The 13684-nt window shown below is 50.7% G+C and carries 21 protein-coding genes; 5 read left to right on the top strand and 16 right to left on the bottom strand.

What is annotated here, in order from left to right:
- Positions 1-96: 96 nt before the first annotated feature.
- The 10 genes from ACIQLF_RS07235 to ACIQLF_RS07280 all read right to left on the bottom strand — a co-directional run bounded on the left by ACIQLF_RS07235 (position 97) and on the right by ACIQLF_RS07280 (position 4242).
- Positions 97-501, bottom strand: a complete 405-nt coding sequence (locus tag ACIQLF_RS07235) for a hypothetical protein (protein WP_400296157.1) — start codon at positions 499-501, stop codon at positions 97-99.
- Complete coding sequence (locus ACIQLF_RS07240; RefSeq protein ID WP_400296160.1) at positions 494-721, bottom strand: hypothetical protein; 228 nt, start codon at positions 719-721, stop codon at positions 494-496. The genes ACIQLF_RS07235 and ACIQLF_RS07240 overlap by 8 nt, the downstream gene beginning before the upstream one ends.
- A gap of 9 nt (positions 722-730) precedes the next feature.
- Positions 731-1147 carry a hypothetical protein gene (locus ACIQLF_RS07245; protein WP_400296163.1) on the bottom strand — a complete coding sequence of 139 codons (417 nt, stop codon included), beginning with the start codon at positions 1145-1147 and terminating at the stop codon, positions 731-733.
- Between the two features lie 124 nt (positions 1148-1271).
- Positions 1272-1580 (bottom strand): hypothetical protein, encoded by a 309-nt coding sequence (locus tag ACIQLF_RS07250; protein ID WP_400296165.1) that lies wholly within the window; start codon positions 1578-1580, stop codon positions 1272-1274.
- A gap of 198 nt (positions 1581-1778) precedes the next feature.
- Positions 1779-2174: a YopX family protein gene (locus tag ACIQLF_RS07255; protein WP_400296168.1), complete on the bottom strand. Its 396-nt coding sequence runs from the start codon at positions 2172-2174 to the stop codon at positions 1779-1781.
- Positions 2171-2434, bottom strand: a complete 264-nt coding sequence (locus ACIQLF_RS07260) for a hypothetical protein (protein WP_400296170.1) — start codon at positions 2432-2434, stop codon at positions 2171-2173. The genes ACIQLF_RS07255 and ACIQLF_RS07260 overlap by 4 nt, the downstream gene beginning before the upstream one ends.
- Before the next feature lie 17 nt (positions 2435-2451).
- Positions 2452-2985 carry a hypothetical protein gene (locus tag ACIQLF_RS07265; protein WP_400296173.1) on the bottom strand — a complete coding sequence of 178 codons (534 nt, stop codon included), beginning with the start codon at positions 2983-2985 and terminating at the stop codon, positions 2452-2454.
- Positions 2982-3263: a hypothetical protein gene (locus ACIQLF_RS07270; protein ID WP_400296175.1), complete on the bottom strand. Its 282-nt coding sequence runs from the start codon at positions 3261-3263 to the stop codon at positions 2982-2984. The genes ACIQLF_RS07265 and ACIQLF_RS07270 overlap by 4 nt, the downstream gene beginning before the upstream one ends.
- Positions 3260-3574, bottom strand: a complete 315-nt coding sequence (locus tag ACIQLF_RS07275) for a hypothetical protein (RefSeq protein WP_400296177.1) — start codon at positions 3572-3574, stop codon at positions 3260-3262. Before ACIQLF_RS07275 ends, ACIQLF_RS07270 begins: the two co-directional genes overlap by 4 nt.
- 461 nt (positions 3575-4035) lie before the next feature.
- Entirely contained in the window at positions 4036-4242 is a 207-nt protein-coding gene (locus ACIQLF_RS07280) for a hypothetical protein (protein ID WP_400296180.1), read from the bottom strand.
- A 1169-nt stretch (positions 4243-5411) separates the two neighbouring features.
- On the opposite strand from ACIQLF_RS07280, the gene ACIQLF_RS07285 reads away from it, so the two are divergent.
- Positions 5412-6215, top strand: a complete 804-nt coding sequence (locus tag ACIQLF_RS07285) for a hypothetical protein (RefSeq protein WP_400296181.1) — start codon at positions 5412-5414, stop codon at positions 6213-6215.
- Here the strand turns inward: ACIQLF_RS07285 and ACIQLF_RS07290 are convergent.
- Positions 6212-7009, bottom strand: coding sequence for a hypothetical protein (locus ACIQLF_RS07290; protein ID WP_400296184.1), 798 nt, complete (start codon positions 7007-7009; stop codon positions 6212-6214). The two genes, ACIQLF_RS07285 and ACIQLF_RS07290, sit on opposite strands and share 4 nt — an antisense overlap.
- 296 nt (positions 7010-7305) lie before the next feature.
- On the opposite strand from ACIQLF_RS07290, the gene ACIQLF_RS07295 reads away from it, so the two are divergent.
- Positions 7306-8343 carry a hypothetical protein gene (locus ACIQLF_RS07295; protein WP_400296186.1) on the top strand — a complete coding sequence of 346 codons (1038 nt, stop codon included), beginning with the start codon at positions 7306-7308 and terminating at the stop codon, positions 8341-8343.
- A gap of 604 nt (positions 8344-8947) precedes the next feature.
- Here ACIQLF_RS07295 and ACIQLF_RS07300 read toward each other — a convergent pair.
- The 5 genes from ACIQLF_RS07300 to ACIQLF_RS07320 all read right to left on the bottom strand — a co-directional run bounded on the left by ACIQLF_RS07300 (position 8948) and on the right by ACIQLF_RS07320 (position 11657).
- Positions 8948-9367 carry an HNH endonuclease gene (locus ACIQLF_RS07300; protein WP_400296188.1) on the bottom strand — a complete coding sequence of 140 codons (420 nt, stop codon included), beginning with the start codon at positions 9365-9367 and terminating at the stop codon, positions 8948-8950.
- Positions 9368-10090: 723 nt separating this feature from the next.
- Positions 10091-10432, bottom strand: coding sequence for a YopX family protein (locus tag ACIQLF_RS07305; protein WP_400296191.1), 342 nt, complete (start codon positions 10430-10432; stop codon positions 10091-10093).
- Entirely contained in the window at positions 10432-10665 is a 234-nt protein-coding gene (locus tag ACIQLF_RS07310; RefSeq protein ID WP_400296194.1) for a hypothetical protein, read from the bottom strand. The genes ACIQLF_RS07305 and ACIQLF_RS07310 overlap by 1 nt, the downstream gene beginning before the upstream one ends.
- Before the next feature lie 2 nt (positions 10666-10667).
- Complete coding sequence (locus ACIQLF_RS07315; RefSeq protein WP_400296196.1) at positions 10668-10847, bottom strand: hypothetical protein; 180 nt, start codon at positions 10845-10847, stop codon at positions 10668-10670.
- 99 nt (positions 10848-10946) lie between these two features.
- Positions 10947-11657: a replication-relaxation family protein gene (locus tag ACIQLF_RS07320; protein ID WP_400296198.1), complete on the bottom strand. Its 711-nt coding sequence runs from the start codon at positions 11655-11657 to the stop codon at positions 10947-10949.
- A gap of 310 nt (positions 11658-11967) precedes the next feature.
- Between ACIQLF_RS07320 and ACIQLF_RS07325 the strand changes: the two genes are divergently transcribed.
- The 3 genes from ACIQLF_RS07325 to ACIQLF_RS07335 are packed head-to-tail and all read left to right on the top strand — an operon-like array spanning position 11968 to position 13672.
- On the top strand, positions 11968-12270 hold the full coding sequence (locus ACIQLF_RS07325) for a hypothetical protein (protein ID WP_400296200.1): 303 nt from the start codon (positions 11968-11970) through the stop codon (positions 12268-12270).
- Positions 12200-13219 carry an ERF family protein gene (locus ACIQLF_RS07330; protein ID WP_400296203.1) on the top strand — a complete coding sequence of 340 codons (1020 nt, stop codon included), beginning with the start codon at positions 12200-12202 and terminating at the stop codon, positions 13217-13219. The genes ACIQLF_RS07325 and ACIQLF_RS07330 overlap by 71 nt, the downstream gene beginning before the upstream one ends.
- Positions 13220-13672 (top strand): hypothetical protein, encoded by a 453-nt coding sequence (locus ACIQLF_RS07335; protein WP_400296205.1) that lies wholly within the window; start codon positions 13220-13222, stop codon positions 13670-13672.
- The last annotated feature ends 12 nt before the right edge of the window (positions 13673-13684 follow it).

Here is a 13684-nt window from a genome sequence, read left to right on the forward strand (position 1 = left end):
AGCCATACTCGTTCCTACGCCTCTGTACGACGGGAGGGATTGGAACCGAGTCAGAATAGATAATCTCCTTGATCTTCTTTGTTAGTTCAGCGTCTGTCATCGATCACCTCCTTCGGTATGTGGTTGTTTTATCGGCCTGTTATCAGGATGCTCATTGAGCCGTACGCCAGCTGTTGGCCTCATGCCCATGCAATTGCGGACGCCCTTATAGTTCTGGTTGGCATTCGAACGACGCTGGATCTGGAAGTCGATGGGCAAGCCTGTAGCCTTCTGTCCCCATAGGGAAATCGCGATGCCGATCATCTCGATATTCACGAGGGCGTAGAGCTCGTCAAATTCATCGTCAGCGAGAATGATGCGCAGATCTATGTCCCGATAGTCAGGACGTTCAAGTGCTGATCCAACCAGGTATGGGTAGTCACCAAAGATGTCATTGATAGTGGCGCTGAAGTCATCGACGAGTTGCTGCTCAGTGTGCAGTAGAAAAGTTGACCTACTCATGGATCTCTCGATCTTGAGCCACCTCGTACAGCTCTACGTGCGGATGATAGAAATCCCCCGCCCAGCGCCAGGCCTTGCCTCCAAGCACTCGTAGGCGCCGATTCAATTCGACAGCTTCATCGTCATACTCAAAATCTTTAGCCTGCTCGATACGCTTGATTAGCTGCGCATCGCTCAAGTTAGAGAACTTGGCTTGTATTTGGTTTTCTAGTTTGCTCACATCACCTCCTTAATTTATTTCTCGTTGTTCCGTAGCCGGCCAAGTTTCTGGATCGCCAGACACTTCTACACCATCCTTATCGCAATAGAACGGTGTCGCACCCTCCAGATAGTGCTTTTCGCATGGTATCCAACGTGATGTGGCCTGCGGCGGGTCGGCAATCTCACCCATTCCTTGATAGCGACTAAGTTCACGGCTAGATATAGTCACCGCGAAGCAATTCGTTGCCGGGCACAGCAAGGCAATCGCATCACCCTTTGTCAGCCCTTCTAGAGCGTCCATTTGGGATCGGATGAGATCGATAGTCTTACTGACGGCTTCGTCCTCTGATAGGTACCCTAATGAGCTGCTGGGGCTTCGACGAGTCGATGCGATAATTGCTATCACCTGGTTTTGGAGCTCTTTTTCAGTTATTAGCTGGGTCATGGTTTTCTTCGCTTCCGTTTATTCTGTCGCTGTAGCTTGTTGCGCTTACGTGACTTGATGGTTGACGTGGTCAGTGAGCTGAAGGTTGTGGGCCTACCCAGGAACAGTCGAATTCCACTAGCCATCATTTAGTTGCTCCACGCCTTTTTAGTTCATCACGCTCAGCTTGGATAGCCTTATCGATAGTGCCTTTGTACATGGCCTCCAGGAATGAGCGGTTGTAACTATCCATATCGCTGTAGTCCGGTTTTGAGGCTTCCAACCTGTCCAGCATCTGCTCTACTTGTTGTTGGGTGTAGAGAGACGAAACGAGCTGGTTCAACTCCTGCTCCGCTGAATTCACGTGCTGAAGGTACACAGGAGCATCTCGGAGTGCTCGTGTACGAATCTGATGAAGAGCGCTCGATATATCTGGCCCCAATTCTTTACTCATCACCCTGCCTCCGTAGCTGCTCTGCAATCACCTTCTCTCCAAAGTTGGCAATGTCAGTTAGGAGATCAGCTGCGAGCTCGTGCGCGTCTAGAAGCTCAGTGTCAGATAGGGCGCCAAGCTCGGGTAGTGAGGTGAGGGCAGCGATGAAGGCTTCGCGGGATTTGGTTACTGGACGCTCAGGTAGTGGGAGTCGTTCGTTCATGACTGAGACTCCAGGTGCTCTGGGTTTTCATAGATGTTGCCGATGACCTCAACTTCATTCATCCAGTCACAAAGGTCACCGAGTGTTCTCTCATTGTCACCCGTTGCCCAATAGCCACCATCTCCATGCCAGTTGACTTCCGTCGTTGTTTTAGTATCACCATCGAAATCTCCCGGCTCAACATACTTGAGCACGTCGCCCTCGTAAATCTCAACACCGTTCTTGTCCTTGAGGCCGGTGAACTGCATGACTTGAACGCCTTCATGGTCGTGATCGTTTAGATCGACATAGTGCGTATCGCTGAAGCCAATCTGTCCTACGCCGATGAATTGCTGATCGAGAAGCCGCATTTCCTTGCCATCCCAGATACGGAACTTGAGGGGACGGGTCATGACTTGCTCTCCTTGTACATTGCCTCAAGTTCTTCGTCAGTCAGGTCAGTGATTTCGTCAGTCGTTACGGTGACTGGCTTTGCCCTGGCTACGAGATCGTCATAGATGTTGCGACTCACTGCTACGTAGTTCTGGCCGTGCATTTCAACCCGAAGGCCTGTGTCAGCTGCACGAACGAATTCCTGGAACTGCTTCAAGGTAGCGCCGTGCTTTCGCGACCCTGAACGAAGAGTCTGGAAATCAAAGTCACTCTCAATCATGCCGGGAAGACCCATAGTTAGAAGTTCCCCCGGTTCACGTAGCTATCGTGCGCAGCGCTCCATGAGCCGCCGTAGGTGACTTGTACGTAGTGGTTTACCTGCTGCAGCTGTTCGGTGAGAGTTCCTCGTGTTTGCTGGGCAAGTCGCCAGACTGGTTTATCACCGGAACGCTGCATGAGTCGCCAGCCTGATTGATCCAGGGTCATTGTCGTGACGGTTCCAAAGTCAGCTTCAGAAATGCCGGCTGCTGCCATCTCGGCCGCGAATGCATAGGTCTGTGACTGTTCTGCAGGCGCTGGCTGCTCTTCAACTGTTGGAGATGGGTTCGTAACCGTTTCTTCAACTACGGGCGCTTCTGCGGCTTCTAAGACGGGTTCATTTGGTGCTGATGTGTCAGCTGGATCAACTGCTCCGCTTGTTACTCGGATAGCCAGCTGCTCTTCACGTGGTTCTTGTTGTTGGACCATGTAGGTAGTTGCTCCCGCGCCCATGCCGATAATGGCGGCGCTGATTAGGATTAGTTTGGTTGGGAAGCGTTTAGGTAGCTTCATGATTTCTTTCTCCTCGCGAACAAGCCGCGATTATGAGTCTTTTCGTTCAGTTGTCGCAGTGTCATTACCTGGTTGCCGTGCGGTAGAACACGGATATCATGCTCTCCCCGTACGTATTGCTCGGGCGTCAGCAGATTGAATGTCACGGTGTCGTCGATGGAGTTAGTTTCGTAGTCTTTGACGTAATAGACGGTGCCAAAGAAGATCATGAACCGTCCTAGTGGGTCGTCAAGTGGCTGCGACTCTATGAACTCCTGCAAATCGACGGTTACTTTCATGATTTATCCTCATCTCGATTGAGTTCACGTGTTCTCGCTTCACCAGCTTGGCGCAAATATTCTTTCGTCTTCTGGTTTAAGTGATAGTGCAGGACAACAAGAATGAGCTGCAGCGCAATCAGCACAATCGCCGTATTCAGTGCCAAATTCGACAAGCTTTTTTGGTCCAACGCCATGAGCACGATTGACGAGACTTGCAGGATGAACTGCACTACGCATAGTGGTATCAACTGCTCCAGGATGAGATTGGCCCGCCTTGAATAAACACTGGATCGATCTAGTAGTTGGTTAGCTGTTGGTTCGGTGATCATATTCAGTTGTTCCTGCTTAGATTGATTTCATTGCCTGAAGAGCTCTCGCATAGCCCTCCAGGCGATTGGCTACCACCAGTGCCCGACGTTTTTTCCGTTGATCGGCACTCGCGCTAACCAGAATGCTTTGGCCGCTCCCCATGTCCCGTATCGACGTTCCATGTAGCGTTGCCAGAATGACTCTTGGCAAGGCCGGTCAGTTCGCCAGTTGGGGCATTCGATATGGAGAACTCCGTTGCAGTCTTGGCCCAAGCCAATGCATCCGCCTTCGTTCACCGCTTCGAGTCGGTTAGAGCTCTCTTTGTCGTAGATGAAAGCTTTGGCCTCAGCTTCTACGCTGCTGGATAGCTCGATGGTTTCTTGTATAGGTACTACCTGGAGCAAAGGCTCGACAGGTTTTGATGATCCGGGTACTGATGCCCGGATCTCCGTCTTGATTTCCTGCTCACTAATGACGGGGGTTAGCGGCTCTGAACTTTTGACGCCAGAGCTATGGCAGTTTGCTGTTCTGTTACTGCGTAGCTACGCATGAACCAGCCGGTGATGATGCCAGCGATTGCAAACGTCATGATGGCTACGAGGAGCCATGGGAGTGCTTCGCGGACGGCGATCATCTTGGGATCTTTAGTTACTTGTAATGGTGCTTGCTTGTTAGAAGTTGCCTTCATGATGTTGATGTTCCTTGCCCACTCGCGGGGGCGTTATTTGTTTTGGTGCTCATGGCCTTCTAAGGCCAGTACCGGCAACGTGGGAAATGCCATTACCGGTACTGGAGCTAGAAGATCTTGGACCTGGCCGGAGGGTGGGAGAAACCGGCCAGGTTCTTTGTACCCACGTTCCACAGCCCCTATAGCTATGAACAATGGATGTCGGCTCATAGAGCCGCAACTGGCAGCGGAAGGGGGTAAATAATCCTGGGGGAAGATTTTAGGTTCTACTGCCAGCTGCGGGTCTATGAACGGGGAGTTGTTACGAGCAGACATGGACTAGACAGCACTTGCGGACACGTATTGCCCCGCCTGTGTAGCTTTACAGCGTTAGCCGCAATCTAGTTTGTCAATGTAAGCAGATGTGGGCACCCCGAGACACTGTTCCACTCACTGAGCTTTCCAGCGCCAACCGGTCTAGCTTTGAGTCTCTGGAGTCCCAAACCACTTACATAGCCATGAAGTGCATACAAGGCAGGATTCGAACCTGCATGGTCGACGGTATCTGCCCTGAGGCTGACCACGTCTTGTCTCGCGGCGTACTTATGTACCATCACCGGATTGACACCTAGCTATCTATCGCCAGCGTTTACCTTTTTCACCACTTGTATGCCCATGTTGACCGCACGAAGGGGTAGTTTAAATAAAAAGAACCTTTCGTAAGATTATTTTTGTCCCTCATGCGACCATGTCTGCACGTAACTGAATTTTCAATGTTCGTTTGAACTGCCAGTATTTAAGCACGGCGTACATATTTTGTAAAGACACAATATGCGCGTTTCTAGACGTGACCTCTGTGAGGCGTCTACTTTTCTACAACACTTATGTTTCCACGCTCGATGATTTCGAACGTCAAGCGCCCCAGAATCTTTTGTACGTCCTTCTTAGCCCGAGGGCTTACTTCATTGGACTGCTCTAGCTGAGTGAAGTAAAGAGCGCGCTCAAATAGTACGTCGTCGTCTAGTTCTTTATATTCAGGTGTTGATTGTAGTTCTCCGTAAATAGATCGTGATTCTTCCATATGCCCACTAATATGCGCCTAGGTAGATCTTTCGTCAAGCAATTTCAGTGCGATCCAACATTCTGGTGGTCCTCCTGTAAATGACGGACCCTCACCGTAGGCTGAAGACATGGCTACTTACGAACGATCGAACCCGGCCTTGAACGCCTGGGCACAGGGCATGCGTACCCCCTCGGAGAACCTGGGAGAGATGCTGGCCAAGGCCCTCAAACCAACACTCCTCCCCGCCATGCGCAATGCATTCTCCCCGCACATGGCGAGCGTTGGCACCAGTATCACGGAGATGATGAAGGTTCATGTGGATACGAACATGCATCAGGTTGCCATAGGCGAGAGCTTCAGATCGCTCTACACGGGTGCCTTTCGAGCGGACCTGTTCAAATTTCCCATGAAGGAGATAAGCGAGATGGTTGGCGCCCCGTGGCGGAACTCGATCGCCGCGGCAGACTTCGGTAGTTCGATTTCAAAGATGATGACGGCATCTATACCCAAGGCTTCGGTCTCGGCCATCCAGGCAGACATCTGGACGCCGATCACAGAGTCCATCGACGGACCATTCATAGATCAGCTATTAGCCAACCAAGAGGCTCTGCAGCAGGAAATCGAAGCACTGGAGGTTGAACAATTTGCCGTCAGCTTCTTTGAAGACCAGCCAGTAATAGCGGCCTCAATTGAACAACTGCAACTCCCCGACAGACTTTCGCCGCTAGATCGCGCCGCCATCATCTTGTTCGTGAAAATCTACGTAGCACTGCTTGTCGCACAGGTGATGCTCAATATCAGCGTTGAGAATCCGGCCTTGTTCACCATTCTCGGAATCGCCGGCCTCGGGTCAGCACCAGCTGCTAGTGAAAAGGTGGGCAAGATTGCCGAAAAAGCTCTGAACAAGATCGCACCACCTGAGGACGACTAGCCGCCCAAGGCTGTCATGGCCTTCTCTGCCATACCCATTACGGCGTCCACCATACCCTGGGCTGAGCCAAGGATGACGATGTCTGAGACCTTGTTGATTAGATCTTTCATCCGGCTGGAATCAGGCGTCGGCGCGGCTACTTCCAACGCGAGGTCATTGATCGACTCAAGTGCTACCGCTTGCTTGTCAGGACTTACGCCCAAATGAGGGACCATGTCCTTGGCGCTGCCGATAAACTTCTGGACCTGTTCCAGCTGCTCGACGGAGACGTTGCTCGATTGAGTTACATTGCTGCTACCGACACTGATGTTGCTTCCGTGAGAATCTGCCAGGCTGATGTGGGTAGTGACGTTGCCTTGCTGAGAGGCTGGAATGTTAGCCAATGATCCGTACCTTTCTATAACGTCGAATCCTGCTGTTGTGAGACGCGGATTCGCAATGCTTCCAGTTGCCATCTTCTCGCCTGCGATGAAATCGTCTTCCGCGAGCCTGCTGGTGGCTCTCCGAATCTCTTGATCGGAAAATTCTTGGTCGAGGTAATTCCCATGGGGCGTTGCTCTGAAGGCATCATAAGTCAGTCGAGTGTCACCATTGTGGTCGCAGTCATAAAGCCAGCGAAGGTAGTTGTCACGGAGAGCCCTCGCACGATTCGGCATATTACTGCGAGCCGATCTGAGTGTATGTACTACATCTTCACCAGCATCAGTGATTGAAACATGATCGAATCCGGATAGCATTTCCTCGGAATGGAGCCAGCCTTTTTTCAGCATCCACCTGATATCTTCCTGAAGCACGTGCCAATCTTCCCGGTACGATTCGTCCAGTTGCTCTAGTGGCTTCGTGGGGATCTCACTCCCTGACCTGTCAGCAGTGGTCTGGACCGCTTCGAGTAGCCGCAGCTTCCGCGATCCACTGGGACTACCAGTAAGACTTTTGATGTCGACCATTGAGTTACGCACCTATTTCTCTCGTAGTTCGACGCGAATCGTCGAGTAAATCCACCCTAGCGCCAGCCCATGTCAGAACGAGGACTACTGCGGAGCTCCGTAGCTCTAAGGAATCTGTCGCCCGGCCAGCTTAGGCTTGGACTATGACTGGTGAATTCAGGAAACTTGGGGCTGTATCAAAGCGGGGAACGATGGGCTTCCGCGAGAGCAAAGAAAACGAAGCGGAATATCGGCCCGGGTTTACTCTGGATGATTTGTTGGGTGTACCCCTTCACGAGATGCTGTCCAAGCCTGTTGCGCTGGCAGGTATTACGCTGCCAAAGAGCAAATCAGCCTTTGAACTCCTAGGAGAAAGCGTATGGGCTCATTCCGCACTGGATGCACTCGGACGCAGCTCCGGCCACTCTGTTCTCGAAACGCTTGGACTCATGCGCAACGACCTTCTCGGCGGTATCAACGCGCTAGACATGGGAGTAGGTGCGCTTGATCATTTGAAAGGCAAGTCATCACTAAGCGACCTAATCGGGCTGTCTGAATGGCGGGCTGAAGGTTCACTGACCTCACTGATGGCCACAAGCATTCTCGACGGAACAAGATCTGACCGCCTGATGCCGCTCGTCGATGCAACCGACTATCTCGCCACTGGACTGGCAAAATCAGCTCTAAGTACAGACTGGGCCCGTCCTCGCGACCTGGAAGGCATTGCCCGCTCAAGAATCAAAGAACGTTCCATAGCCGCAACGCTTCCAGAGGAATTGACCGACCCGCTTGCCGAATATCTAAAGAACGACCCGTTCAAGGACCTGCTAGATCAAGCGCACGACTGGGGAATTGATGAACTCGGTGACGAGGAAAAAGCGGCGTCCGAACAAATTCTAGAAGCTCACCCCGAGATTGCATCTGCGGTAAGTGAATCAGCCGGCTACAGCAAGCTTTCGCCAGGACAACGAGTCTTGGTCATGGGAATGGTCTCAATTACAGTCTGGCTAATGGTTGCGTTTGGTGTGCTCTATGTCCAAACCGAGTTCCCTTGGACCGAAGCCCTCCTGGAAGATTTAGGCCTGACGCCCACTGAAGCGGCAAATAAGGCCAGCGGAGTAGTTGCTGGAGTCGGAACGTTGAACGAACTTGTCCAGGCGAAGCAGTCCAAACCTGATGCCGGAACAGAACCAGGCAATTAGCTCCTCTCTCCCCTGCCGTAGAGCCTTGCGAATGATGCACTTCTTAGTCACTCGTTTCAAACGTGGGCCCCATGCTTGCTCGGCTCGATTGGTTACGGTGCCCGGCATTAGTATCGCCACTCGTCACGTTGTGTACACGTTCACTATCCAGGATTCAGCAGGTCGCCGTTGTCAGGATGGACAGAGCGGCAATTCTAAGAATCCTTGATAGCACCAAACAGTTTTTGGCTTGATAGCAGCTTAGGGGCTACACGTCTTCAGGTTGGCTCAATGGGAAAATGCAAACGAAAAACCATTGAGTGCCGTCGTACGTTCGGCGTCTTATACGAGGATTGGCAATGCGCCCATAACCCCGAAGCTACTATCAAGCCTTTATAGGCTGCGAACTATTGTACTAAAAAGTATTTGCATAAGTAAACAGAGCTGCTATAATAGATGCAGTTATTTGAGGCACTTAGAGACATCGTTTCCGCGGTGTCTCTTACTTTTTTGCCCTTATACCCACTAAGCCCGTTATTTGAGGCGTTAGCTTGTGGACCATTATGAGGCAGTGGAAACTTAAGTCAATAAATGGGTGTGGATAAATATCGCAAAACTGTGGAAACTATGCGGACAACTTTATCACTGGTGGGTTCACTAACAGAGGTACGTGCCTATAGGTTGCTGTAATAGAATTTTGCACACTCAAAATTTTCGCCTGAAGCTTTATAGGTAAATCCGCGAGAGACATGTTGCCGCGCTGAAGATTGCATATAGAGTGCACCAGCCTAAAGTTCCGATGATCAAACTCTAGTTGCGGCAAGTTATAGGCGTTACAGATATTGAGCGGGATAATGTGGTCAATAGTCACCTCGTTCCTTTTCATCTTCCGATGACAGATGGCACAACGATTGGTGTAGTGTGCGCGCTTATAGTCTGCCTTCGCCCTTCGATAGCGCACATTGCGAAATTGTCCCCATTGCTGGCGGCGAATTCGGCAATACAAGACGGTAATTCGGTCACTGTCGGTTTTCCTACTGATCATAGTTGTCGCTCATTATGAAGAAGCGGCAGAGAACTAGCAAGTAATTCTGGCTACTTGTGGATAAGTGCCAAACATCTGGACTATGAAAAATAAGCATGATGACCCATAATGCGAGTATGAAATTGGGCGACCTTCTAAACAAAACAATCACAGTACCGACGCTAGACGTCCCCTACTACGGGCCAACGCTTGCAGAACGCAGGAAGAACTTCAATAACGACTTCGGCTTCAACCTACGCGATACGCACAAGCAGAAGCCTCTAAAGACGGTTCAAGCCATATTGGACCGAGAAGCGAAAGAAGCACCGACTGATAAGTAGTCGGTGCTTTTGGTTTGTGTCCTGCTTGATTTAGCTCATGAGCGCCAGGCCAACAATAAGGCCGGCTACAACGAGCGTGGTGAGCGTTGCGTCGTCAAGATGGGTTGCTGGTCGTCTTTTGGATTGCTGACGCCCTGGGCGGCTTGTGCGCGCCCGCGGGTCTTGGTTTGATTCTTGGACTATCTCGCCAGTCTTGCTATCCAGGGTGTGATACCTCATTGCTTTAGCGGCTCATATGGTTCGCCGACAATTTCGCCGTCGATTGCGTAGGTAAGGGATGGGTCAAGAACTCTGTTGTCGTCAATGACTGAACTGAACCCGTCGCCATCAACCCACAAAATTTCAACCTGACGATCTCTGTGTAAGAGAGATGCGTGCTCGAAGCTGATTATTACCTCAGCCCTCATGCCGTCTTCTCCATCAGCCCCGGGTTCTCGTAGATGTTGCCGATGACCTCAACATCGTGATTAAGTCCGCCAAGAACATTTGCGAAGAGACCATTCTCAAGCCAGAAACTTCCATCAGCAAAGCGGATGTCGTTTATGAGTTCAGACTCACTATTTTTGAGCAGGTCCCCTTCGTATATCTCCACACCGTTCTTGTCCTTGAGACCAGTGTATTGCTGTGGGATGAAATAATCCGGCTGCGTAAGTATTGCTTGTGCAAAATCATGACGCACTGCGTTTTCCCACGATGTAAACTTCTTGTGATCGATTACCCAGGCTCTGAACTTTAGAGGGCGCATTATGCAAGCCTCACGCGGTAGGTCTCTACATAGCTATAGATGCTTGCATCTTCGCCATATCCGTCCGAGTATCTTCCGCCTTGACTCTTGATCTCGCGTAGCTGTTCAACAGTCGGGTTGAACCACTCACTTACGTCGCGGCTCATGCCGTCAATCATGCCATCGAATGAAGCGCGCTTCTGTAATTGGAGCTGTCCGCGTCTTGCTTTTGCATATAGCTGGTTGAATGTCATGATTAGACGCTTTCACTATCGTCATCGGCAATATCGATAATATCTAGCTGGGCATTGGTACCCTCAAAATCATAACCACTCTCTACAAACACCTCCCCTGCTAATGCGTACGCTTCTTCTTCTGATTTGGCGTTCACACTAGTGACGTCTGTAACCGTAACCGCTATTTCGTAAGTTTTCATACAAATATATTTCCCGTTTAGCTTTGTTCTACTTACAATTATACTAAAATCACTACATTGTGTACATACACAATCAGCCTAAAATGTTGTGAAATAGTCCTATGTAACAGTGGTGATAAAGTCGCGTGCAGGCTTGACGGTTATCAAATCAACGTACTGCTCCGCCTCGCGTCGTATGACGCCCTGGATATTCCTTTGGCGTCGTTCATCAGGTACAAGAAACAGAACAGCTGGAACTGTCTCGATATCGCGTCTGGTGGCGTTCTCCATGGCGTGCGCATATCTCCCGACCATTGAACCAATGACAGCCAGTGACTCAAATCCACGGTCTACCTCTATCCAAAGACTTTGAGCCTCTCCCCTGCCGACAAGCTCGTACTCGATAAACAAGTCAGGTCGCAGCTTCGCACCTGCAATATCTAGATGGGCGTCGGGCTCGGTCAAATAGTTCAAGATACGGATGGTGCCCGCTTGCTCTGCCTCTATGAAATGAATGTAAGCGTCAACAATCTCTAGTATGTGGTGCTTGACTGTGCGGTGGGCTGGCGTGAACTTACCGCGCTTACCTAGGAAGTCATGACCCATCGAGCCGAGTTGATATACGTATTGACCAGAGCCACCACCGTTACCGCCTACAAGACGTCTCTCAATGCGTTGTAAGAGCTTCTGAGCTGTTAAACGCTTCAGTACTCGGTCCATTGAATTCTTGTTGGTGTTGTCAAAATGTATGTCCCATATATGGCCAGATCCAAGCTGACCGAAGCGGTTTACGGTCTCGATTATGGATGCATCGCGGGTAGTCAGGCGCATGGTGACAGTATACAACGAAGCAGTATAAGTGCCCTGGCTCGTATTCACCCATGTCAGCTGTCTTTTAGGTGTGGGTCCATACCTACTGTGTCCCCATAGCGAGGCACACGTCAGAAAATGGGAAGTTTTATCCACAGTTTGCGTTGTGTATATTACTGCAATTCTGTCTTTACAAAATAGGGTCGATGTCCCATAGTGCTTACCAGGACGAAAGCACGACAAATATATACATAGGTCGCATGCAAATAGTCTCCAATCAATCACAACTGAGCAAAGGAGAACGCACTTATCTACGAAAGGACACTACTAAATGGCAGAGAGCCCTTATCCGACGTTCAAAGAGACGTTCGGCATCATGAAAGAGAAATATAACGATCGATACGATCCGAGGCTGATACAAGCCATAAACAAGTACAAGCAGTGGCACAAGGCGACGTTTGGTTCAGAACCATCTCGATCAGACATCCTGAGCACCGCTGTACTGCAACACAACAGCAGAATCAGAGACTATTACAACGACATAGTCAGAAAGGAGAAACATAGTGGGCGCAAGCACCTCGACGGTATCAAGCAAACCCACCCAATCTGGCAAGAAGACTTCAGCGACATATAGTGCGGAAGAACCGTCAGAAGGTGTGGTGACAACACAACCGGCTGCCCAGGGCGATATTCCAATACAGATTGCCCAGGCAATCATCGCCATACAAAAGAAGCTCCTGCCACTCGTGCGCTCATCTGAGAATGATGAATACGGGAGCAAATACACCCCGCTGCACGTGGTTATGACACAGGCGCTCAAGCTGCTCAACAAACACAAGGTTGGAGTCATGCAGCCGCCGACAGTCATTGATGGCCAGGCAGGGCTCCTAACGATCCTGGTGCACGAATCAGGTGTCTCCTATCAGTCAGCAACCAAGCTTGCACTGACCAAGGTAGACCCACAATCGCACGGATCGGCGATCACGTATCTACGTCGCTATTCACTGATGGCAACCCTAGGCCTCACATCTGAAGAGGATGACGATGACGGCAATAAGGCCAGTGGCGTTCAACTGAAGCCAACAGAGGAACAGCTCGAACAGATCAAGACCCTCTGCCTGGCAATGAGGTATCCATCGAAGCAGATTGCTGCTGAAGTATGGAAAGTGAAGACTAGGGACCACGCCGCGCTAACCATCCGAAACCTGAATGTGATGGTGTCGCAAAAAGTGCGAGATCTAGAAGCATCCGATAGGGCTCTGGAGATCGAACAAGGCATCCCAAATGAAGACGGCGTGCATATCCCGGTATCGACCGATGAGCCTTCTCCAGACATCGAGGCGCGGCTAAGGGCGCTTGGGATGACTGAGAAGCGAGTCATAAACAAGTTCGTGCTCACGTTCACTGACAAGCCATTCCTCGCGAACTGTAACAGCGACGATATAGCCACTCTGGATACGTTTGTAGGGCGGCTAGAACGAGGGGAACTTGAACTCCCCGACGACTGGCTTGAGGTAATGGATAGAGCCACGGGCAAAGAAGAACAACAACCTAAGGAGGCTCAAGCCTCGGAGAACAAATAGATGGCACACGGTAAGAACATCACTAAGGCACAATTCCGCGTAATCATGCGCGACATCAAAGACAACTTCGGTAGCACTCAGCAGATTGCTGACCGGAACCAAATCAGTCCAGAGTCAGTACGAGCTATTCGCCGTGCTAAGACATGGCCAGGCTTCCAGGCTGCGAAGAAATCTCGACGCAAAAAGCTTGCTCAGGCCCCTAAGAAGGTTGCAGCGCCGTCAAAGGACGATCAACTGCAGCAGGAACTCGATATGGTTCCGAGCCTTCCTCTAACGCCCGACTACGTGAAGGAGCTCCTCGATTCACAGATAAAGGTGATTCAGAGTAACGAACGTACTGCGGCACTGCTCAAAGAGGGGAATGAATCTTCCCTGGTTATCCGACGTCAATTGGTGCGCGTAGAGCAAGCCCTAGAAGGCCTAAAGAACCGCCGACGTTGGTGGAAGCGCTAAACATGGTACTGC

The organism is Paeniglutamicibacter sp. NPDC091659 (genome assembly GCF_044756805.1).
Lineage (GTDB): Bacteria > Actinomycetota > Actinomycetes > Actinomycetales > Micrococcaceae > Paeniglutamicibacter.